The sequence below is a fragment of the Clostridioides sp. LIBA-7678 genome (genome assembly GCF_056716065.1).
The window spans coordinates 308,888-332,719 of the sequence record NZ_CP196987.1 but is presented as its reverse complement, the minus strand read 5'-3'; the positions used below and the strand labels follow the sequence as shown (position 1 = coordinate 332,719).

Sequence of the window (23,832 nt, the reverse complement as noted above, 5' to 3'; positions counted from 1 at the left end):
ATCCTTATGTTTTAGTTTGGTTAGCTTTAGGGGTTTCCAGCAATTCAAGTAGTATTGGATAGGTTCTATCCTATCTCTACATATAAGTTTCCCTATATGCTGACTATTTTAGCTACTAACTCACGACTAAAGTCACGAGTGTGCGTAGCTATTTTTTAATCAAAGATAAAAAATAAAGAAGAGTTACACAAAGATAATTTCAATTATCTTAAAATAACTCTTCTCATAATATTAGATATTTTTTATAAATTTACTTTAATATATTTAATCTTACAATTCTATTAACATGTTCATAAGTTTATTACTTCTTTGAACAAATGAGTCTAATTCGTCTGGTTTTAATTCTTTATTAGAAAGTAAAGCTAAATCTGCTATCTGATTACAAATAAGTGCAACTTTATCTTTCTTTTCTTCATTATCTTTAAGAGAAACTAATTTTTTAATAATTGGGCTATTTTCATTTATCACAAGAGTTTTCTCTTCCTCGAAGTTCATTCCTAAATCCATTCCAGCAAATCTTGACTGCATTTCTGCCATTCTGATAGATTGTTCAGATACTAATACCATAGCTGGAGTATCCTCGTTTTTTAAGCCTTCTACAGAATAATTTTTAACTCTTTCTCCAACAGCTTCTTTAAATAGACCTTCTATCTTGGCTATTTCTTCTTTATTTTCTTCACTATCTTTATTTTCATTTTTGTCTTTTAATACATCAGAAAGGTCTGCATCTATTCTATTAAACTTAACACCATTTTCTTTATATTCCATAAATGAAATAAAGTGAGTATCTATTGATGAGTTTAATACAACAGCATTTAAATCATATTCTTTAAATAGTTTAATGTATTGTGATTGTTGTTCCTTATCACTTACATAGAATACTTTATTTTCGTGCTTGTCTTTACATTTCTCTAGATAATCTTGTAATGTTATATATTCATCATTAATAGTTTTAAATAATATACATTCTTTTACTTTTTCATAGAAACTTTCATCTTTTAAGCAACCATATTTAATAAATATTTGTATATCATCCCAAAACTTATTGTATTCTTCTCTTTCATTTTTACAAAGAGATTTTAACTTGTCAGCTACTTTTTTAATTATATGTTTAGAAATTTTACTTACATCTCTATCATTTTGCAAGAAACTTCTTGATACATTTAATGGTAAATCTGGGCAATCTATTACACCTTTTAATAGAAGTAAAAATTCTGGTATAACTTCTTTTATATTATCAGCTACAAATACTTGATTGTTGTATAATTTCACTTTTCCCTCTGTCAATTCAAACTCATTTTTTAGTTTAGGGAAGTAAAGTATACCCTTTAAGTTAAAAGGATAATCTACATTTAGATGTATCCAGAATAAAGGCTCATCAAATACATGGAATACTTTTCTGTAAAACTCTTTGTATTCATCATCAGTACAATCTTTTGGAGATTTTAGCCATAGAGGATTAGTATCATTTAAAGGCTCAATTACCTTTGCATCTATAACTTCTTCTTCTTTTCCTTCTTCCTTTTTCTTTTTAGCTTTTTCTTCTGCTTCCTTAGCTTCTCTTTCTAATCTTTCAACATCTTCTAAATATATTTCTACTGGTAAGAAAGAACAATACTTATCTATTATACCCCTTACAGTAAATTCATCTAAGAATTCCTTACTATCATCATCAATAAATAATGTTATAGTAGTTCCTCTCTCATGTCTAGCATCTGATTCAGATATCTCATATTCTGTACCACCCTCAGATATCCATCTTACTGGAGTTGCTCCTTCTGTATATGAAAGCGTGTCTATTTGAACTTTTTTAGACACCATGAATGCAGAATAAAATCCTAATCCAAAGTGACCTATTATGTCATTTGATTCTTCCATCTTATCCTTATATTTGTTAAAGAAATCCTCAGCACCTGAAAAAGCAACTTGATTTATGTATTTTTTTATCTCTTCTTCAGTCATACCAATTCCATTGTCAATAAATTTAAGTGTGCCTTCCCCTTTATTTACAGATACTGTAATTTTATAATCTGATGGCTCAACTTCTGATATTTCTCCTAATGATACAAGTCTTTTGTGTTTGCTTACTGCATCACATCCATTACTTATAAGTTCTCTTATAAATATGTCTTTATCAGAATATAACCATTTTTTAATTATAGGAAAAATATTTTCTGTATGAATTGAAATACTCCCTTTTTCAAACTCCATTTTTATCCCTCCTCATTTTATAGTTAATATTTTAAATTTTTTAAAATAGTATGTCAATATATTATAAGGAAATTATTTTAAAATAAAATAATTTCTTTTTCTTATCTAATTTAGTTATTCTTCTTTCAAAATTTCTTTCACTTTTGAATTATTATACATGCTATTGGGTACCTTATTAACTAATTTTTTTAATGTCAATTTAGAATTTTTTAAATCGCCTTTATTATAATACATCATGCCTAGGTTATAATATGATTCATCAAAATATGAATCTTTCTCTGAATAATTTTCTACATACATTTTATAATATTCTTCTGCAGTATCATAGTCTTTTAATTTTTCACTAAGAATAGCAACTTGATAAGTTGCTTCTGATGTATTTCCCTTATTCTCCCCTATATCTGCAACCTTTTTATATAATTGTATAGAAGATTTGGTTTGCTTTTCTGACTTTAATGTATTTGCCTTTGACATCAGCTCATCCTCTGTAAATAAATTAGAATCACTATTACTTTCATTTTCCACAGTATTTTCTTGGGATTTTACATCATTTTTATTAATATTTTTAGTACTCTTGTTGGTATTCGAAGTCTTATCAGCAACCTCATTTTCTTCTCTGTTAATTTCTTTCTTATTCAAGCTAGAATCTATTGACCCTCTATCTTTAGTTCCACTATTTTTAGATATTTTATTAGTTAAATTATTCATCTTATAAGAACTATATATATTTTGTCCTATTAATAATACCCCTAATATTATTGCTATGTATATGTACTTGTTTTTTCTAATACTTTTTTTCTTATTAGAATCTGAAGTTTTCTGTTTTTTATCCTTGCTTCCTTCTTCATTCATATTTTTAGTTCCATCAATCCTAGAACTATTAATATTTTTATATACAGGCTCATTCTTATAATCATCTAAATTCGCATTGATTTTAACCTGTCTGTTAATATTACGGTATATATCTAATGTATCATTTTCTTGATTTAATAAATAATTTTCTTTATCAATACTCTTCAATACTTCTAGACATTCATCAAATTTTATATATTCTTCTTCCTTTTCATAAAGTAAAGCAAGCAATTCATACGGTTCTATTAAGTCACTATATTGCTCAATTATGAGTTTGAATCCTTGTATGGCTTCTTTATACATACCTTTGTTTATCATTCTTATAAACTGATTATATCTTTCAAAGAAAATTAAAAACTCCTCAGATGTAAGCATATTTATATACTTTTCACACAGAGCAGTTTTTTCACAAATTAAACTCTTATAGAAACTTTCTACAGACTCATCAAAATTACATTTTAGTAAATTTACAAGACCTATGAGATTTAATACATCCACATCATCTGGCCTTAAATCTCTTGCTTCTTTTAAAAATTTTAATCCACTTGATATGTAATTATTGTTTATATTATCAATAGATTTATTATAGAGAGCACATGAGTCCTTTTTATTGAGTTTTAATATATCTTTTTTTATATCATTTAAGTTTAAAATAAATACCACCTCATGCCTTAAGTATTAATTAATGTTGTTTTTAAACAAGAGATTTTACCATATCCTCTTCACTTACTATACTCGTTACTTTTACACCAAAGTTCAAATCCACTACTACTACTTTTCCATAAGCTAATACTTTATTGTCTATTAATATTTCTACATCTTGGTCTGCTAAAGTATCCAGTTCAATAAGAGAACCTTTATTTAGATTCAAAATGTCTCTTAGACTCATCTTTGTTCTTCCTATAACTACAGATAACTCTAACTTAAGGTCAAGTATTCTTTGTATATTATTTTTGTTAGCTTCAGAGACATCTAGAGCTAATTCATTATCTCCATCAATTTCACTTTCAACTTTATCATTTAATAACATCTTTGCTTCTTCATCTGAAATAAGATTACTATTATCCATAACTACACCTCTTTTCTGACAGCATCATTTATTTTTACACCTTTTTTACTTGATATAAAACCTGGTGTTGCTGTGTATGATTTTGAATTTTCTACAAATACATCTATATAATCATTTATTTTTTTATTTGTTACTATTACATCTCCAACCTCTAGTTTGAGTAAGTCTTCAATATTAATCGATACTTTTCCTATCTCTGCAATAACTGCTAACTCTATATTAGATACACTATTGTATATTTTATTAGTGAATTCTTCTGAATTATCCCCTGCATCCATATCTAAAAAGTCTACAACAGAAATACTCTCCAGCATAGCCTCTAAGGCATTATATGGGAAACAAAGAGAAACACTACCAATATACTTATTATCATTTATCACCTTTAAATCTACTACACATACAGGTGCAGTTGGAGAACATAATTGAGGTAAATTAATATGTGTATGTGTATCTAATACTCGTATGTTTTCAAAGCCTTCAAATAGATGCATGTTTCTTACTAAATCTTCCATAAGATGTAAGAGTACTTTCTTATCAAGTTCCGTAAGTTCTCTGTCATTGTCTTTTACAATCCCATTACCTCCAGCTGTCACGTCAATCCACATATCAGCTACACTTCTATCTATTCTAAAAGAAAAGTTTTTCATAATAGGTTCCATCGAATTTTGTACTACTATACATGAAGATGTTACCTTATCTAAAAAAGTTTGATAATTTACTTGGTCTATACTCTCAACTACCATACTAGAATTACACTTAAGTTCATAAATTATATAATTTTTATATTTTTTACAGAATTCAGCTAATAAAAAATTTAAACAAGTTAAATTTTCTCTTGAATAACTCTGAGGTTTGCCGAAATCATAATCTTTCATATCATACATGAATATTCCTCACCTTACATAATTATTTAGCTCTTAAATTATTAGCTATTTGCCACATTTCATCTGCTGTCTTTATTCCTTTTGAATTCATCTGAAATGCTCTTTGAGTGGCTATTAAGTCAACAAATTCATCTTGTAAAGAAACATTTGACCTTTCTCTATAGCCCTGAACTATATCAACTTTATCAACTTGTTTAATCTGAGCTGCATCAGTTGAAACAAATAAACTATCACCTTCAGAGATAAAATTTTGAGTTCCTATAGGTTGATATAAATTGATTTTGCCTATTTTTTTATTATCTACAGCTAAATCTCCATTTCTTGCAACTGTTAAGTTTGTGTTATTTATATTTGTATTATTATAGTTATATCCTGCATCAAATTGAACATCTAATACATTTCCATTAGCATCTACAATCTTACCTAAAGCATCCACATTAAATCCACCATCTCTTGTGTATGCATATGTTCCATCTTTTCTTATTACTCTAAAGAATCCTTCTCCATCTATTGCTAAATCACTTTTACTACCTGTAGGTGCCAATGCACCTTGTTCATAGTTTCTCATAGGGGCTGATACCTTAGCTCCAGTTCCAGTCGATATATCTTTACCATTTGTAGGATATGATGGTCTGTTTAATACTTCATCTACTAAGTCAGAGTATTCCATATTTATTTTTTTATATCCATTGGAATCATTATTTGCTATATTATTGGATATTACATCTAATTTACTTTGATTTGCTGATAAAGCAGTTTTACTAGTATAAAACATTGTGTACATAAAAATTCACCTCCTATTATCTATCTTACTGAGCCAATCTCACTTGCTATCTTTGCCAATTTAGAGTCCATAGCTTGAATTATTTTTTGATTTGCCTCATATTCTCTTGATATTGTCATCATGTTATTAATTTCAGACACAATATCTACATTAGAAGACTCTACTGCACTCTGTATTGTAAGTGCATTATTTGCCTTTATAGCTCCTCCTCCAGAATACAAGTTATCTCCTTCTTTTTTTAATTTATTATAGTCATCAAAGTCTACCATATTAAATTTGTACATAGCATTTCCGTCCAGTGATATTGTATTATCTTTTGCTACTTCAAATTTTTTATTACCAACATTTATATGTCCTACAGCACCAGTTGCAGTATTTGTTCCAAGTACATAATATCCTTCACTAGTTATGAGGTCACCCTGATTATCTGTTCTAAAATTACCATTTCTGGTATAAAATTGATTTCCAGCTGCATCACTAACTAGAAAAAATCCCTTGCCTTGGATGGCTACATCCATTTTATTATCAGTTGTTTTTATAGGACCTTGGTTAAAATTTGTGATAGTTTCATCCATAGATACACCTGGGCTTAACTTGCCTATTTCTTGCTTTTGTTTAGTTCCATTTACATAATTATTGTAACTATCTAACTGTAATTCATCAAAACTTTTAGTTAGAAGTAGTTTATTCTTATATCCATTAGTATCCATATTTGCTAAGTTATTGACAACAACATTTTGCTTTTGTTGATTAGTTATCATTGCAGAAACTGCCGTATATAATCCTCTTATCACGTTATGACCTCCTTTTTTGTAAATTATCCAACAATATTATCTATTCTAAAACCTTCATCTCACTTGCATATTTCATACCTAGCTCTCTTGCCTTTTTTTCTATCTCAGCTTTACTCATATCATTGTTGCTAAAAAGCATTATACATAAAGTTGATATTAATATACCAATCCCTATTCCTAAAAGTACTTTTTTCTGAACCTCCCATGACTAAAGTCACAGGGTTCCTGCTTCATAGAATTTTGCATACTGAAATATGTCTTACCAATTCTCCACAGGCTATCCCCGTAGTTCCTACGGTTCTTACATAAGTTATTTATTTTAAACTCTTATTAGTCCTTCTTTTAGTATATTTATACTTGCATTTATATCTCTATCGTGAGTTTCATTACAACAAGGACAAATCCATTCTCTTATATTTAAATTCTTAACTTCCTCGTTTTTGTACCCACATTTATTGCATATTTGTGAACTTGCAAAGAATCTACCTACCTTTACAATTTGTCTACCATACCAATTAGCCTTGTATTCTAATTGACGAACAAATTCTGACCATGACACATCAGAAATTAAGCGAGATAATTTACGATTTTTACTCATATTCTTTACTTGTAAATCTTCTATGCAAATAATATCATTCTCTCGTATTAATTTAGTAGATAGTTTTTGTAGAAAATCCTTCCTTTGATTAGCTATATGTTCTTGAAGTCTTGCAACTTTTAATCTTGCTTTATTTCTATTTAAACTACCAATTGTTTTTCTCGATAATTCTCTTTGTAATTTAGCAAGTTTATTTAATGACTTCTGAAGATACTTAGGATTTTCTATAAAGTCTCCACAACTTGAGATACAAAATTCTTTAATTCCTAAATCTAAACCTATCTGATTATTAGTATTTTCAAATGCTTTAATATCTATATCAGTACAACATAATGATACATAATATTTTCCACTTGGTTCTTTGGATATAGTAGCATTAAGTATTCTTCCTTGAGGTATTTGTTTATCCCTTACTTTAACCATACCAAGTTTAGGTAATTTTATATATTGACCACAGTATATAATATTTCCATTTGTAAAGTTAGTTCTATATGAAAACCTATTAGTTTTCTTTGATTTAAATTTAGGAAATCCTGTATTTTCTTTAAAGAATTTTTTATATGCGTTTTCTAAATCTTTTAAGGTGTTTTGTAGTGAAAATTTATCAGGTTCTTTAAGCCACTTTAACTCTTTTTTTAAGTTGGTCAAATCAGAACTGCACTGTTTATACGTAAAAGTTTCTTTATTGTTTTCATAAACTTCTATTTTTTTAGCAAGATATTTATTATATACAAATCTACAGCATCCAAAAGTTTTGTTAATTAACTCTTGCTGTTTTTTATTTGGATACATTCTAAACTTATAAGCTTTTTCCACTACTATCACCTCACTTTACTTGTTTTTTATGATTATGTTAATACTAGATGTTCATATTTTACACACCATACTATATGGTATTTATACATATCTGAGCTACTTCAATTTTTACTCACCCATCCTAATATTAACAAGGTCAATTTTTTTAAACAAGTATTTTAAAGGTTTTTATATTTATTTTTAAATAACATATGTAAGAACCATAAGTCCTAACTTTTATCATTTTTGAGGTTGTCGTTCACATAAGTTCGCTACTACCTATGCAGTTCTCTTATGAACTTCTTACACTTTCATGTAAGCACAGACTATATCTTATCCTTCGGCGTTATCCGTTAAGGTCTACCCACTTCCACTACCAATAGCTTGTAGTGTACTTCCCTCAAGAGGAATAGTCGTTGAAGTTTCTCCTACTTAGGAGCTTACCTGCTGATTGCCCATTTTAAAGTACTTAGGGTTTAACCTTATACCATCTAACCAATTTTTTCTACTTTCGTAACTTTCACACTTAGGTTTATTTCATCCTTATGTTTTAGTTTGGTTAGCTTTAGGGGTTTCCAGCAATTCAGGTAGTATTGGATAGGTTCTATCCTATCTCTACATATAGGTTTCCCTATATGCTGACTATTTTAGCTACTAACTCACGACTAAAGTCACAAGTGTGCGTAGCTATTTTTTAATCAAATAACAATGTTCTTATATCTTGTAGCAACTCCTTATTAATGATAGCTCACCCTTTCCGATATCTAGCATTTTGCATATTTCCACATCATCGTAACCCGAATTTATAAGATGTTTCACTTTAAGAGATAGCTCATTTTCTTTTTTTATTTCCTGTTTTGATTCTATAAAAATATCTGCTTTTTTTCCTGCCTCATTCTTTATTAGATTATAATTTTCATAAACTTTCATATGATTATTACTTCTTATTTCAGCAATCACTTTATCTAAAAAAAATCTTCTTTTTTCTGGCACTATCAATCTATCATTTGCCTCATATTCCTGCTCAAATATTTTATCAAAGTACCTGTTATCTTTATTTTTTGATTCCTTATGTAAATTTGCAATTATAGTTACTATTATCAAAATAGACACTACTATTAATATAATTTGTATCATCACATCAATCACCATCTATATAGAATATTTAAGTTCTTTTATTTTATTTCTTAGGTTTCTTATTGACTTTCTATGGAGTTGTGAAACTCTGGATTCTGAAACACCTAGCACTTTTCCTATCTCCTTTAAATTTAAATCTTCATAATAGTACAGTGAAAGTATTAATTTTTCCTTTTCTCTTAAATTATTAATTGCTTTAGATAGAATATCTAACTTTTCTTCTTCTTCTATTATATTTGCTGGAGTATGTTCCTCCCTATAACTTATTACATCTTGTATAGTTTCATTTGTATCTTCAAAAATTACATGGTTCAATGACACAATATTTAACATGTCTATATTACTCTCAATATCATTGAGTTCCTTTTCTGAAATATTTAATTCTTTTGCAATTTCATGTGAAGTCGGTTCTCTTAATAATTCTGCTTGTAATTTTTCTATTACTCTATTATACTTATTCACTTTTGTTAAGTTATGTTTAGAAATTGGACTTTGGTTTCTGATTTCATCTAATATAGCAGATTTTATCTTTATATAGGAGTAACTAGAGAACTTTGCTCCTTTTTCAACATCAAATTTATTTATTGCATCAATCAATCCTATGACTCCACTATTTACTAAATCTTGATATTCAAAGCCTTTCCCTGGTATAAAAAACTTTCTTGCTATACTCTTTACAAGAGGCATATTCTCTTTTATTAATTCTTCTCTATTCATTAAATTACGCCTCCTTAGCTTTTAAATATATTAAACATTTTTCTTAGTAAACCTTTGTTATCAATAATCTCTTCTTTTGTCTCATATTTTGATTGACTTACCATTCTCTTGGCTATAGATATAATGCATTTTGATGCAATACTTGTAGGATATTCTAAAATAAATGGTATCTGTTTTTTTACACATACACTCACTTTTTTATCCTCCATTATATATCCATACAATTCTAAATTAAGATTTAAAAATTTATCTACAACCATATTTATTCTGTTATATGTAGATTTTGCCTCTTCTAAATTAACCACTCTATTGATTATTATATTTGCACTTCTCTTTATACCAAAGTTGCTTATGGCTTTTAATAAACTGTATGCATCAGTCAATGATGTAGGTTCTGGTGTTGTTATTAAGAAAAATTCAGTACTACAATATATGAATGACAATAGACTTTTACTCATACCAGCTCCTGTGTCAATTATTATAAAATCAACATCATGAATCTGCTCTATACTATGTATAAACTTATTTCTTTGAGCTTCTGTGAAATCTTCTATATGATTAAGAGCAGAGCCTCCAGAGATTATGTTTACACCATATTTAGTTTGTGAAATTATGTCTTCTATATTTTTTTCACCATTAATTACATCAATTATGGTTCCTTTTACATTTACACCCATTATTATATCTATATTAGACATTCCTATATCTGCATCTAATATAAGAACTTTTTTATTAAGTTTAGTCAAGCATATAGACAAATTTGTAGCTAAATTACTCTTTCCAACTCCACCTTTACCAGAAGCTATTGTAATTATCTTAGGTGTATTTCTATTCTCTGTAATAAATTCATCCATTCCTTTTTTTTCTATTGCAATTTTTCTTAAAATTTGAGCTTGGTCCATCATATACTTTCAACTCCTAATAACAATCTTATAATCTTATCTTCATTAGGTTTTATAATATCATCAGGAACATTTTGTCCTGTTGTAATATATGATATTGGTTTTTGTGCATAATTCATTATGTTAAATAATGAGCCATATGTAATTGTTTCATCTAATTTTGTAATTATTAAGCTTTTAAAGTTCACATTTCTATACGAATCTATAATCGCTTTTGTATCAGTTTCTCTTGTCGTACAATTCAAAACTAAATGTATATTATCGGTTTCAGCTTTATCTATAAGATTCTTGATTTCTAGTATTTGCATAGAATTTTTATATCCTCTACCTGTAGTATCTATTAATACAACATCACAATCTTTCATTTCATCAAGTGCCAATTCCATCTCATCAGAGCTTATTACCCCTTTAAAAGGTATATTCATTATGTCAGTATATATTTTTAACTGCTCTACAGCACCAATTCTATAGGTATCTATAGTTATTACACCTACTTTTTTATTTTCTTCAAAGACTAATTTAGCAGCTAACTTTGCTATTGTAGTTGTTTTACCTACTCCTGGAGGCCCAACTAGAGCAATTTTTCCATTTATTGTTTGATTTTCTATTTTAATCTTTTTCTTTAAACTCTCTACTAAATTTTTACTTGTATCAACTCCATTAAACTTCATCTCTTGTAAATCAGCTCTTATAAATTCTACGATTTCTTCGTTTAACTCTAAATTTAGTAAATTCTTACATATTTTATCTATATCATTATCATTTTTATTATCAAATCCCATGTTGCTTATAATTGACTTTAATTGTTCTATCTCTCGTTTTAAATCTTTTTGTTCTATATTATCTCTCTTTTCCCATCCAACAGTTAATTCAATATCTTTCTTTGAAAAAATACCTCGTATGCCAGATTTTCTTACTTCTCTTTTATCTATTAATGTAATATTGTCACCTAATTCCATTTTGGCTAGATTCATAGCATCCTGAATTGTATCAGCTGTATACTTTTTCGTCATCATATATGCTCACCACACCTTCTGCTTTGATTTTAACATCGTTAGGTATTTCGTTTAATGATAATACAGTCAAATTAGGATATACAAGCTCAACTAACTTTCTAAATGGTGCTCTTATCTTTGGTGATACTACTATTACTGGTATATTATGATTGAAATATACATTACTCATTATACCTTGTATACTTTCAAATATTTTATTTGTGTTTTCTGGGTCAACAGCTGGATAAGTTCCATTTACAGACCTTTGTAAATTATTAGATACTAGTTCCTCTGTTTCTGGGGACAATGTAGACACTACAATTGACTTCTCTTCATCGACCAAATTTGTACAAATACTTCTAGCTAAAGCTATTCTCACGTATTCAGTAAGAAGCTCTATATCTTTAGTATTTCTAGACTGGTCTGCAAGTGTTTCAAGTATTGTAACACGGTCCTTTATATTTACTTTTTCTCTTAGCAGATTTTTAAGTACTTTTTGAACTTCACCAAGCGTCATTAAATCTGGTATTAACTCGTCAACCACAGCACTATAATTTTCTCTTGCTGCATCTATAATAGTCTTAACTTCTTGTCTTCCCAATAATTCATGTGCATTGGATTTTATTATATCTAGTAAGTGAGTTATAAGTATTGTAGATGAATCTACCACTGTATAACCTTTTAATTCTGCATCTTCTACTTTGTCACTTTCTATCCAAAGCGCTTCTATTCCAAAAGTAGGCTCAATTGTCTTTATTCCAAATATATTAAAGCCTTGATTCATAGGGTCCATACATAAAACCATATTAGGCATTATCTCATATCCGCCAACTACATTGCCTTTTATCTTTATATTGTACTGGTTTGGATTTAATTGTAAATTATCTCTTATTCTTATGGGTTGTACAACTATACCCATATCTATAGCACACTGTCTTCTTATTGATGCTATTCTCTGAAGTAAATCTCCTCCTGCTGATTCATCAGCCAAGGATATTAGACCATACCCAATTTCTACTTCTATAGCTTCTACATTTATTAAGTTTGTAACATCTTCTACTTCGTTTTTGTCTGGATTTACCATATCAGGTTTTTCAAGCTCTAAATCTTCTAAAGTATCTTTCTTTTCTCTTCCTAAAAAATAACCTGCTGCTATTGCACCTATCCCCAGTGAAAAGAATGCTGGCTTAGGTAGTCCAGGCATCATACCAAGTACAATTAAGACACACCCAGTCATCATTATTGCTTTTGGTATTGCTGTTAATTGTCTACTTACTAGTCCACCAAAATTTTCATCAGTAGAAGCTCTTGTTACAATTATACCTGCTGATGTAGATATTAATAGAGCTGGTATCTGACTTACAAGACCATCCCCTATGGTAAGCCTTACATATGTTTGTGCTGCACCCATAAGAGTCATATTCAGCATTACAGCTCCTATTACAATTCCGCCTATAATATTTATTGCTGTTACTATAAGACCTGCTATAGCATCTCCTTTTACAAACTTATTGGCACCATCCATAGAACCATAAAAGTCAGCTTCTTGTTGAAGTTCTTTTCTTCTTTTTCTAGCAGTTTTATCATCTATAACACCTGCATTTAAATCTGCATCTATACTCATCTGCTTACCTGGCATGGCATCTAACGTAAATCTAGCTGTTACTTCAGATACTCTTCCAGAACCATTAGTTATAACAACAAATTGAACAATTAATATGATTAGGAATATAATTATTCCTACTACGTAATTTCCACCTACAACAAAACTTCCAAATGCCTCTATAACTTCACCTGCATATCCTTGAGTTAGAATCAATCTAGTTGATGAAAGATTTAATCCTAATCTAAATAGTGTTGTTACAAGTAACACTGTTGGAAATATAGATAAATCAAGTACATTTGTTGTAAATAATGTCATTAATAAAATTAGCACAGATAAACTTATGTTAATTGCCAGTAAAATATCTAATATAAATGTAGGTAATGGCACTATCATCATAAGAACAATTCCTACAACACCAAAAGCCACTATTACATCCATATTTTCCTTTAGATTAAACTTATTCATTACTTATCCTACCTTTTTGGGATTTTGTATCTGTTTTTGATTTTATATACTGCTACCAATATTTCTGCAAAAGCTTGATACATGTCCTCTGGAATTTCTTGGTCTATTTCTACTTGCTTATATAACAACCTAGCTATAGGTTTATTCTCTATTATAGGGATGTCATTTCCCTTTGCTATTTCTCTTATTTTAAAGGCCAAATAATCTGCACCTTTTGCCACTACTACTGGAGCTTGGTCCTTCCCTTTTTCATACCTTACTGCTATAGATAAGTGGGTCGGATTAGTTACTATCACAGTGGCACTTGGGACTGCTTGCATAGTCCTTTGGGATGAGATTTGCCTTTGCTTTTGTTTTATCTTAGCTTTTATTTCTGGGTCTCCCTCTGCATTTTTATATTCATCTTTAACTTCTTGTTTTGTCATTCTCAGTTGCTTTTTATGACTGTATCTTTGATAAAAGTAGTCTGCAGCTGCTATAGCTATCATAGCTATACAAATTTTACTCAATATGGAATATACTAAATCTTTAACTGTATACATTAAACTAGGTAGGTATATGTTACCTAGCTTTAATATATCTAAGTAATTATCTTGAAAAAATGTATACCCTATATAAGCTAATACAGATATTATTGCTGTATCTTTTATTAAAGTTGATAAGCTCCTCATAGAAAACATATTTTTAAATCCACTAATAGGATTTAATTTTGATAAATTTGGTTTCAAAGTTTCCCCAGTAAACAGAATTCCTACTTGAAATAGGTTAGCTACTATACCTAAAACTAAGAAAGGAATTGCTATTGGCAAAAATATCTTAAAAAAATCCATTAATCCTACAATAACTAATTTTTCTAGGTTTGAATAATTTATATTCATATAAAAATTCACGTTTAAAAAATAATTAAGTGAAGATTTAAGTGTATCTACTACATATGAAAATAATGTAGGAACTAATAAAGTGAATGCAAGTAGAGTCATTGCAACTGGTAATTCTCTACTTTTTGCTATATTACCCTTTTTTCTTTGTTCACCCTTTTTCTTTGGAGTAGCTTCTTCGGTCTTATCCGTTGAACCCATAAAAAACATAGGAGCCAGAGCAAATGTTCCCTCATACATCTTTGGTATTTGACTCAGTAGATGACTTATCTGGCTAACGATTAAAGGTATTGATATGATAAATAAGGCTATACCAACCAATATTTTTAATGGCATACCAACTATCATTACATTCAGTTGGGGAACACTTCTTGATATAAGTCCTAAGATAAAATCTGCCATAAGCAGACAAAGCACGATAGGTATTGCTATTTTGAATCCAGTTATAAAGCACTGTACAAATATGTTTATTATATAGTCTATATTATTATCTACAAATGATTTTCCTATTGGAATTAACTCAAAACTATACCTTATACCTCGAATTAAAATATGATGTCCATCCATGCTAAAAAATATCATTATCGCTGTCCAGTTCATAAGATTATCAATTAAAGTTGTCTGAGTCATTGAGTTTGGGTCAAACATATTAATCATTGACAATCCCATCTGTTGGTCCATCATAGAACCAGCCATCCTGATACTATAAAAACACAGATTCGTTATATATCCAAGTATAATGCCTGTTATGGTTTCATTTATTCCATATAACGTAAACATTATAATATTATCTATATCTGCTGCATATTCAATCTGCATAGTACTTGAAATCAGTATTGATATAATGATTGCAAAGAGTGACTTAAATAAAGCAGGTGTACCAGCTGGAAATAGTATCCTCAGCGTCCCGAAAAAAGCTATTATTCTAATAAATACAAAAATCATATGTACCCTACCTACTTAGTTATAAGAGATATCATATTAAATATCTCAGAAGTAAAACTAATAAGAGTATGTAACATCCAGCTTCCACCAATAGCTACTACTAAAAGAATTGCTATCAGTTTTGGTACAAAAGTCAATGTTTGCTCCTGGATTTGAGTCGTAGCTTGAAACACACTTATTAAAAGTCCAACTATAAGAGAAACAATTAGTACTGGAGCTGCAATCATAGCTCCTGTAAACATTCCATTTTTAAGAACACTCATTATCATAAATTCACTCATACTATTTTTCTCCTATCCAAATCCCAATATCAATGTTTTTACTATCAAGTTCCATCCGTCCACCATTACAAATAATAGTAACTTAAATGGTAATGATATCATAACTGGAGGCAACATAAACATCCCCATAGACATTAGAACACTTGCAACAACAAGGTCTATTATCAAAAATGGTATGTATATTAAAAAACCTATTTGAAAAGCAGTTTTTAATTCACTTATAGCAAATGCTGGAACTACAACAGATAATGGTATGTTTTCACGAGTTAATTTTTTTTCTTTTAAACCAGCTTGTTCTACAAATAAATCTAAATCTGTTTGTCTAGTTTGCTTCAATAAAAACTCTTTAATAGGTCCTTCTGCTTCCTTCATAGCTTTTTCCATAGTAATTTCTTCTTTAATATATGGTTGTAATGCCTTTTCGTTTATTTCATTTAATACTGGTCTCATTATAAATATTGTCAATACTATTGCAAGCCCTACCAAGATTTGACTTGGTATTGCCTGTTGTGCTCCTAATGCTGATTTTAGAAATGATAGACTTATGACTATTCTGACAAAGCTTGTCATCATAAACATTACAAATGGTAAAAACATTAATGCAGTTAGAAATAAAAACAATTGCATTGAACTTGTATATGGTACATCAGCCAAAGGTAATTTTGATAATAGTTCCATTTACTTATCTTCCTTTTTTGTAAATTTTCCAATATATTTACTGAAATCATATTTTGTTTTGATTCTTTCCATTTTAAAATCTTGGATTTTAAAATTTCTTTCTTTAATATCATCTTCTATTTTTGATATTTCTTCCTTGGTCAAATCTTTTATCTTATTCATACTAGACGAAGAAGATGCAACAATGCACCCTTCTTCACCTATCTTCAAAATTATTATGCTATTGTTTTTACTTATACTTACAATGTCTAATATTTTTACATATTTATCATTGTATTTTTTTAATAAACTTCCTTGGCTAATTTTTAAAGATAAGACTATCAATATTAAAATTATTGGAATACATATTAATATCTTTAATAAATAAAGTATCATGTCTTACCATCCTTTATTGCACTACTATATTTGTAAAATATATATTTTGAATTACATTCCCACCTAGGTTTGTATTTAGTGTATTTTTTATTTCTTCTTTTATGTTATTTAAATTCTCAGCGGCAAAATCATCTGCTCTTTTTGCCATAAGACAATTTATGATATTGTCTCTAATTAAAGGTGTACTTTTTTCTATATCTTTATATGAAGAATCATAAGATACAGTTATTGATACTTTTAGATACCTTACACCTTCATCAGCTAGTTTCAATACCATTTCTTCTAAATCAAGATTTTCTGTCTTTATTTCATCTTTATCTGTTCCTGTTGGAATAAACGAACCTATAATCTTATTAATTTGTTTATTTCCGCCTTTACCTAATATAAAAAATCCTGCTCCTGCTGAGAAAATAATTAGTATCAAAATAATTAGAAAAATTTTTTTATTTTTGAACAAATCTCTTCCTCCTAGTCGATAGTTATAAGTATGTTAACTCTTCTATTCTCAGCTCTTCCTTTTGCTGTTTCATTTGAAACCAAAGGCTGATATTCTCCACATCCTGTTGCTGAAAACAATTTGGGGTCCATTCCCTTTTCTTCTACAAAGTATCTTACAACACTTACTGCTCTACTAGAAGATAAATCCCAATTGGATTCATGTGTACTTGATTTTACAGGTACATTATCAGTATGACCTTCTATAACTATCTTATTTTTCATCATTTTTATCATGTCATATACTTTATTGAGAGTAGCTTTACTATTAACTTTTAAATCCGAAATCCCAGAGTCAAATAGTATTGAATCATCTAACTCTAGTAAAATCCCTCTACTATCATCTTTAACTGTTACGCTATTTTGTAGGTTAGAATTATTAACCTTATCTTTTAAATCTTGCTCTAAATTTGACTTATCACTTTTATCCACTAAAGTACTATCTATTGGTGATTTATCACTTGTGCTTGAACCTGTACTAAACATACTTATTCCAGAAAACTGACCTTTTAATGCATTTGATATATTTTTGAATTTTTCCATATCTACAACTGATGTCGCATACAATAATACAAAAAACGTAAGAATCAGTGTTATTGTATCAGCATAAGTAGCTAGCCATGCATCTGGATTTATATCATCCTTCTTCTTATTTTTTTTACGCCCCATTACTCATTGCTCTTTCTGTATTTTTATTGGTTTTTGTAAACTGTAATTTCTCACTTCTTGAAAGGTATGTTGCTAAACGTTCTTCAACCACTATACTGCTTTCACCAGATTGTATGCTTATTATTCCTTCTAACATCATTTCTTTCATATAAACTTCTTTTTCTGTTTTTTCATCTATATTATATGCAATTGGATTTAAAGCGATATTAGCAAGTAAAGAACCATAGAATGTTGTGATTAATGCCTTTCCCATACCAGATGCTATTAAGTCTGGAGATGTAAGGTCAGATAGCATTTGTATAAGACCTATTAATGTCCCCAACATCCCAAAAGCAGGTGCAAAAGTACCCCAAGTTTTAAATATCTTAGAATACCTATTATTTGTATCTTCAATAGAATCTATCTCTAATTCTAATATAGACCTTATCTCATTTACTTCCAGACCATCAATACATAACTCTAATCCTTTTCTCATGAATGGGTCTTGTATTTTCATTACATCACTTTCTATTGATAGAAGCCCTTCTTTTCTAGCCTTTTTAGAAAGTGCTTTAAATTGATTTAATAAATCTAATTTTGATACACTCGTTGTCTTAAATGAGTATTGAAGTGCATTTTTTATAAGTTTCATATCCTCAAAAGTAAATGTAATCATTAACGCTCCAAACGACCCAAATACTGTGATTAGTATTGATGCAAAATCAAAGAAACTTTTTAATCCTGAACTACTTCCTTTTACAGCTCCAAATAAAACTAATACTGTAGATAATATTAGTCCAATAAATGTCAGTGAATCTGTTTTTTTCATTATTTTTCGCTCCTAATATAACCTACATTTATTTTTCTTTTATATTTTATTACTTTATCTACTATCTCATCTACTGACTCTTTTACAAGGTTTTTTTCTCCTGTTGTAAGTAAAATCCTGCTCTCTGGCACAGAGTCGATTCTTACTATAAGGTCTGAGTTTAATATGTAACTTCTTCCATTTAAATCTGTTACTCTTATCATAATATGTACCTACTATCTCTTAAGACTTATTATCTCTTGTAGGATTTCATCTGATGTTGATATTATTTTGCTGTTTGCTTGGAAAGACCTACTTGCTATTATCATTTCTGTAAATTCTTCTGCTATGTCTACATTGGAAGCTTCTATTGCTCCTTGTATTATTGTTCCTGTAGCTCCTGCTATTTGTGGGTCTCCTGAGTTTGCTGATGGTTTGAATAAGTTTCCTCCCTCTGCATCTAGCCCTGCTGGATTTTGGAATGCATATGTTTGTACTTTTTGAAGTTTACCAGAATCAATGCCTATTGTTGTTGGTGTTCCTGGTTGTGCATTTGCTGGGATATTGTCATATACAAATTGAGTTCTTTGTCCATCACTTAATAAAAATTCTATTGTTCCATCTTTTGATATATTATACTCTAGTACATTTTGAACGGTCTTGTCTTTAGGGCTTATACTTTGAAGAGGTATTACAACAGGTTCTTTTCCTTGCACAGCACCATCTTTTTTAAATTCACCAGTAGCAGCATCATATTTACCATTATAAACCTCACCTTGTAACATATACCCATCACCATTTACAAGTCTTCCTCCCAAAATACCTTGCAAAGCTCCTGCTGCTGCTTTAAATCCTGTATCTAAGTTAAAAGAGCCATCTCTTGTATACATAACTGTACCTTGCCTTACTACTGGAAGATATCCATCTCCATCTATCATTAAATCCGATGGTCTATTAGTTGGCTGTACATTTCCTTGCGTCATATCTTTATTTATACTTGATATCTTACTACCTACACCTACTTGTCCTAAGTTTGTTCCCCCTAATGCAGCCGTTGGAGCACTTGCATATAATACAGTTTGATAAAATGAATCTGTTATTCTAGCAGAACTTTTCTTAAAAGCAGTAGTCCCTGCATTTGCTACATTGTTACCTATTACATCTAGCTTTGTTTGATTTGCTTTCATCCCACTTACACCTGAATACATTGCTTTTATCATGAATATACCTCTTTTCTAGTTTAATATTATACTTGTTCTGTAGAACTTTCTTCTTCACCTGATTCTGGAGAATTTTCCTCTTCATCTGAATTTGTATCTACTTCTCCTATTTTAAGTAATTTTTCATATTTAACATCTACAGTTTTATCACTGCCTTCTACTTTCAACTCTAAGTGTACCTCTCCATCCTTTATATATGTGGACTTTACTACACCTACAATATTTTCATCTTCTTTTTCTTCTCCAGATACCTCTACTTGTTTACCAATTAATGATGTTGCCATGCTTAATGCAGAATTTATTAGAGTAGAGTTACTTAAAGCTAAAAGTACATCTAACTTATCATTCATAGCAGACATCTTTTCTAAAGTTGCAAACTGAGCTAATTGTGATACATACTCTGTTGGGTCTTGTGGATTCATTGGGTCTTGATTACCCATTTGTGCTACAAGTATTTTCATAAATAAATCTTTATCAGCATCGTCTCCCTGTCCTATAATTGGAGTTCCATTATCTGTTACTGTCTGATTTCCTTTACTCCTAACTTGTTTATTTGCAATATCATTAATATTTTTTTCAAGCTGGTTTAAGTTATTTGACCTATAGTTTCCTTGAGCACTTGCTAAAGCTGCTGCTACTCCGTACATACAATACTTCCCCCTTATTAAGCTAATAAATCTACTCTATCATCATCAATAATATTTTCTTTAATCTCATCTTCTATGATTACATTGTGATGTTTATTATTTGTGCCTTGTTTATTCATATTTTCTTGGTTATTTTGTCTATTCTGCTGTTCAAATGCTTTATCAAAAGTATCTGATGTATTTCTATTATCACTATGCATTTGCACGGATACATCTTTTATGTTTACATTTGTAAGTTCAAGATGTTGCTTTAAATCTGTGATATTTTTATTTATAGAGTCAAATACATCTTTATTAAAAACAGTCACAACAGCTTTCATACTCTCACTATCTTTTAGTAATTGTATATTCATGTCTCCCAACTCTTTTGGTCTTAATTTAATTGTTAGCTCTTGTATATCATTTGTTTTCATATGTTTAATAGCCTTAATCGAATCATCCATGACATTTGATTCTATATGTTTTAAATTAACATTGTCATTTTTAGTTTTGTTTATATCCATACTTTTATTTATTACTTGGCTAAAGTTTCCGCTCTTATTTCCATTAGCCCCTGCTAGTTTTTCTAAAATATCAGAACTCTCATCTCTTTGCTTATTTGAATTAAGCTTGTCCATTCTATTACTATTAAAATTGTATAAATCTACGCTTTTAGTATCTTCCTCTGTAGTTTTACTAATCACTTCAAAGTCTCCATTAGTATTATTGTCTAAAAGCTCTCTTAACTTCATAATATCTAAATTTTGCACATCATCAGATTTATTTGTATTATCCTTATTTAACTCTGCATTCTGATTTACAATCTTATTCAACATATTTTTATTAAGTTTAAGTTCTTGCTTCAATTCATCTGATACATTTAACTTTTCTATATCATTTAGTATAGAGTTTATATCTTTGTCTTTCTTATCATTGTTTTTTAATAGATTTATCAATTGTTGTAAAATCTCATTAATCTTACTGTAATCTTTTTCATATGTATTTTCTTCTTCTAAATGGCTACTTTTATCTTCAAAATGACACTCATTATCACTCTTCTCTGATTTATTTGAGCTAACATTCTGATTACTTGTTTCTTTTCTATCTTTAATTGTTTTATTGTCTGTTGCCTTATATAAATTGTCTTCAAACTTATTATTTTTTATATCTTTATCCTTAGATGAGCTTTTTTTATTCCCAATATCTTTAATAATATTATAAGAATCTGCTTGTATCTTCATACAATAATATCCTCACTTCCTACTATTCTTATAGAACTTGTCTATTTCTCAAGTAACTCATACTTGCAAATTCATCATTAGTTTTTTGTTCCTTCAGATTTTCTTCTCTATAATACTGACCATACTTTTTTTCTTTAAGTTTTTCTAATGATTTTCTTTCTATTTGCTTGTCTATAAGCTGTTTTCTAGCTTTTTCAAGTTCATTTGTTGACTTATCTAATTCTTCTGATAAATCCATTATAGAGTTATTTAGAGCTAACAAATAATTAATGGTTATCTTTTGATTTTGAATACTATCGTTATCTTTACTTATGGAATACTTATTATAATTACTTTCTAAGTTTTCCAAGTTATTCTCTATATCTATTTTTTTTTGTTGAATTTTAGCAAATTCCATTTTTATCTTTTCTTCATCTTTCATTTTTAAGTCTAAGACTTTCTGTAATCTAAACTTAAAGTTTTTATCCAATTTCATCACAACCTATTCAAATATTTTTTTAAATTGTTTATTCAAAGATTCTTTTCAGGCTACTCACAGTTTCATCAAAAGAACTCTTTTCATTTATTCCTTGTTTTAAAAAATTAATAATATGCTCATGATAGTAAATTGCCTCATCTATTTTTTTATTGGTACCTGAAGCATATGCACCTATATTTATCAAGTCTTCTGCTTCTCTATATTCAGATAGCATATCCCTTGCAAATGCTGCTACTTTTATATCTTCTTTTGAAGCAATCTCATTCATAAGTCTACTTAAACTGTTCAAAACATCTATAGAAGGATAGTGATTCTTATTTGCCAAATCTCTAGATAAAACTATATGACCATCAAGTATCCCTCTTGTTGTATCTGCTATTGGCTCATTAAAATCATCTCCATCAACTAATACTGTATAAAATGCAGTGATAGAACCTTTATCTGATGTACCTGTTCTCTCCATAAGTTTTGGTAAAATAGCAAATACAGATGGTGTATACCCTTTTTGAGCTGGTGGCTCTCCTATTGCTATTCCTACTTCCCTTTGTGCCATAGCAAATCTAGTTACTGAGTCCATCATAAGTATTACTTTTTTTCCCTGGTCTCTAAAATACTCAGCTATTGCAGTAGCAGTAAGAGCACCTTTAAGTCTGACAAGAGGAGCTTTATCTGATGTCGCACATACAACAACAGATTTTTTCATCCCATCTTCTCCTAAATCTTTATCAATAAAATCTAGGACTTCTCTTCCTCTTTCTCCAACAAGGGCAATTACATTTACATCTGCTTTTGCATTTCTAGCAATCATACCTAGAGTTGTACTCTTACCTACTCCACTACCTGCAAATATTCCTATTCTCTGCCCTTCACCACAAGTAGTAAATGCATCTATTGCTCTTACACCAGTCTCCATTATATTTCGTATCTTTTTTCTCTTCATTGGGTCAGGAGGTTCATTATTCAAGTTATATCTATCTCCTAGAACAACTTCTGAATTATCTATAGGATTTCCAAGACCATCAAGTACTTTACCTAGTAAATTATCGCTACACATAACACTTAGAGGTATACCCTTAGAAATAACTTTACAACCAGGTGATATTAATGTTAACTCTCCTAATGCCATTAAAATTACTTCTTTGTCTTTAAAACCTACTACTTCACAATTAACTGGTTTGTTGACTTGATTGTATATAACACATAACTCTCCAACAAAAGCTTTTATCCCTTCAACTTCTACAGTAAGCCCTATTATCTTCTTAACTCTGCCTTCTGATATAGTAAGCTCTAAATTTTCTATTTTCTTATTTATTTTGTCAAAATCTATAGATATATCAGTTCTATACATAC

Annotated in this window: 25 protein-coding genes; all 25 read right to left on the bottom strand. The window is 29.3% G+C overall.

Translation table 11 applies throughout. The features are described 5' to 3' along the window. Positions 1–270 precede the first annotated feature (270 nt). Positions 271–2,211, bottom strand: a complete 1,941-nt coding sequence (gene htpG, locus ACTG46_RS01905; RefSeq protein ID WP_479923489.1) for a molecular chaperone HtpG — start codon at positions 2,209–2,211, stop codon at positions 271–273. A 114-nt stretch (positions 2,212–2,325) separates the two neighbouring features. After that, entirely contained in the window at positions 2,326–3,726 is a 1,401-nt protein-coding gene (locus ACTG46_RS01900; RefSeq protein WP_479923488.1) for a tetratricopeptide repeat protein, read from the bottom strand. Positions 3,727–3,757: 31 nt separating this feature from the next. Continuing rightward, positions 3,758–4,132, bottom strand: coding sequence for a FliM/FliN family flagellar motor switch protein (locus ACTG46_RS01895; protein WP_054275673.1), 375 nt, complete (start codon positions 4,130–4,132; stop codon positions 3,758–3,760). 2 nt (positions 4,133–4,134) lie between these two features. Further along, on the bottom strand, positions 4,135–5,016 hold the full coding sequence (locus ACTG46_RS01890; protein WP_054275672.1) for a FliM/FliN family flagellar motor switch protein: 882 nt from the start codon (positions 5,014–5,016) through the stop codon (positions 4,135–4,137). Between the two features lie 22 nt (positions 5,017–5,038). Then, positions 5,039–5,800, bottom strand: a complete 762-nt coding sequence (locus ACTG46_RS01885) for a flagellar hook-basal body complex protein (RefSeq protein WP_054268829.1) — start codon at positions 5,798–5,800, stop codon at positions 5,039–5,041. A gap of 20 nt (positions 5,801–5,820) precedes the next feature. Next, positions 5,821–6,594 (bottom strand): flagellar hook-basal body complex protein, encoded by a 774-nt coding sequence (locus ACTG46_RS01880; RefSeq protein WP_479923487.1) that lies wholly within the window; start codon positions 6,592–6,594, stop codon positions 5,821–5,823. 319 nt (positions 6,595–6,913) lie between these two features. Next, positions 6,914–8,017, bottom strand: coding sequence for an IS200/IS605 family element RNA-guided endonuclease TnpB (tnpB, locus tag ACTG46_RS01875; protein ID WP_479923486.1), 1,104 nt, complete (start codon positions 8,015–8,017; stop codon positions 6,914–6,916). A 684-nt stretch (positions 8,018–8,701) separates the two neighbouring features. Beyond that, complete coding sequence (locus tag ACTG46_RS01870; protein WP_054268827.1) at positions 8,702–9,124, bottom strand: hypothetical protein; 423 nt, start codon at positions 9,122–9,124, stop codon at positions 8,702–8,704. Between the two features lie 15 nt (positions 9,125–9,139). After that, positions 9,140–9,841, bottom strand: coding sequence for a sigma-70 family RNA polymerase sigma factor (locus tag ACTG46_RS01865; protein ID WP_054268826.1), 702 nt, complete (start codon positions 9,839–9,841; stop codon positions 9,140–9,142). Positions 9,842–9,855: 14 nt separating this feature from the next. After that, positions 9,856–10,746, bottom strand: a complete 891-nt coding sequence (locus ACTG46_RS01860) for a MinD/ParA family protein (protein WP_243193867.1) — start codon at positions 10,744–10,746, stop codon at positions 9,856–9,858. Further along, the gene (gene flhF / locus ACTG46_RS01855; RefSeq protein WP_054268824.1) at positions 10,743–11,759 is read right to left on the bottom strand and encodes a flagellar biosynthesis GTPase FlhF; all 1,017 of its coding nucleotides are present in this window, start codon (positions 11,757–11,759) and stop codon (positions 10,743–10,745) included. The genes ACTG46_RS01860 and flhF overlap by 4 nt, the downstream gene beginning before the upstream one ends. Then, entirely contained in the window at positions 11,734–13,809 is a 2,076-nt protein-coding gene (flhA, locus tag ACTG46_RS01850) for a flagellar biosynthesis protein FlhA (RefSeq protein ID WP_054268823.1), read from the bottom strand. The genes flhF and flhA overlap by 26 nt, the downstream gene beginning before the upstream one ends. Positions 13,810–13,817: 8 nt before the next feature. Then, positions 13,818–15,632, bottom strand: coding sequence for a fused FliR family export protein/FlhB family type III secretion system protein (locus tag ACTG46_RS01845; protein ID WP_479923485.1), 1,815 nt, complete (start codon positions 15,630–15,632; stop codon positions 13,818–13,820). 11 nt (positions 15,633–15,643) lie between these two features. Then, positions 15,644–15,913 (bottom strand): flagellar biosynthesis protein FliQ, encoded by a 270-nt coding sequence (gene fliQ / locus ACTG46_RS01840; RefSeq protein ID WP_054275666.1) that lies wholly within the window; start codon positions 15,911–15,913, stop codon positions 15,644–15,646. Between the two features lie 12 nt (positions 15,914–15,925). After that, positions 15,926–16,591, bottom strand: a complete 666-nt coding sequence (gene fliP / locus ACTG46_RS01835) for a flagellar type III secretion system pore protein FliP (protein WP_054268820.1) — start codon at positions 16,589–16,591, stop codon at positions 15,926–15,928. Beyond that, positions 16,592–16,966 carry a flagellar biosynthetic protein FliO gene (locus ACTG46_RS01830; protein ID WP_054268819.1) on the bottom strand — a complete coding sequence of 125 codons (375 nt, stop codon included), beginning with the start codon at positions 16,964–16,966 and terminating at the stop codon, positions 16,592–16,594. 13 nt (positions 16,967–16,979) lie between these two features. Continuing rightward, a complete protein-coding gene (locus ACTG46_RS01825) occupies positions 16,980–17,423 on the bottom strand; it encodes a flagellar basal body-associated FliL family protein (protein WP_219673463.1) in 444 nt (147 codons plus the stop codon). Between the two features lie 11 nt (positions 17,424–17,434). Continuing rightward, the gene (locus ACTG46_RS01820; protein WP_054268817.1) at positions 17,435–18,130 is read right to left on the bottom strand and encodes an OmpA family protein; all 696 of its coding nucleotides are present in this window, start codon (positions 18,128–18,130) and stop codon (positions 17,435–17,437) included. After that, positions 18,120–18,938: a motility protein A gene (locus ACTG46_RS01815; RefSeq protein ID WP_054268816.1), complete on the bottom strand. Its 819-nt coding sequence runs from the start codon at positions 18,936–18,938 to the stop codon at positions 18,120–18,122. Before ACTG46_RS01815 ends, ACTG46_RS01820 begins: the two co-directional genes overlap by 11 nt. After that, positions 18,938–19,141, bottom strand: a complete 204-nt coding sequence (locus tag ACTG46_RS01810) for a flagellar FlbD family protein (protein WP_054268815.1) — start codon at positions 19,139–19,141, stop codon at positions 18,938–18,940. The genes ACTG46_RS01815 and ACTG46_RS01810 overlap by 1 nt, the downstream gene beginning before the upstream one ends. Before the next feature lie 12 nt (positions 19,142–19,153). Beyond that, positions 19,154–20,137 (bottom strand): flagellar hook-basal body protein, encoded by a 984-nt coding sequence (locus tag ACTG46_RS01805; protein ID WP_231301465.1) that lies wholly within the window; start codon positions 20,135–20,137, stop codon positions 19,154–19,156. Positions 20,138–20,163: 26 nt separating this feature from the next. Beyond that, positions 20,164–20,784, bottom strand: a complete 621-nt coding sequence (locus ACTG46_RS01800; protein WP_219673460.1) for a flagellar hook capping FlgD N-terminal domain-containing protein — start codon at positions 20,782–20,784, stop codon at positions 20,164–20,166. A gap of 17 nt (positions 20,785–20,801) precedes the next feature. Beyond that, the gene (locus ACTG46_RS01795; RefSeq protein WP_479923484.1) at positions 20,802–22,004 is read right to left on the bottom strand and encodes a flagellar hook-length control protein FliK; all 1,203 of its coding nucleotides are present in this window, start codon (positions 22,002–22,004) and stop codon (positions 20,802–20,804) included. A gap of 28 nt (positions 22,005–22,032) precedes the next feature. After that, the gene (gene fliJ / locus ACTG46_RS01790) at positions 22,033–22,479 is read right to left on the bottom strand and encodes a flagellar export protein FliJ (protein WP_054275660.1); all 447 of its coding nucleotides are present in this window, start codon (positions 22,477–22,479) and stop codon (positions 22,033–22,035) included. Between the two features lie 31 nt (positions 22,480–22,510). Next, positions 22,511–23,830 carry a flagellar protein export ATPase FliI gene (gene fliI, locus ACTG46_RS01785; RefSeq protein WP_479923483.1) on the bottom strand — a complete coding sequence of 440 codons (1,320 nt, stop codon included), beginning with the start codon at positions 23,828–23,830 and terminating at the stop codon, positions 22,511–22,513. Between the last annotated feature and the right edge of the window lie 2 nt (positions 23,831–23,832).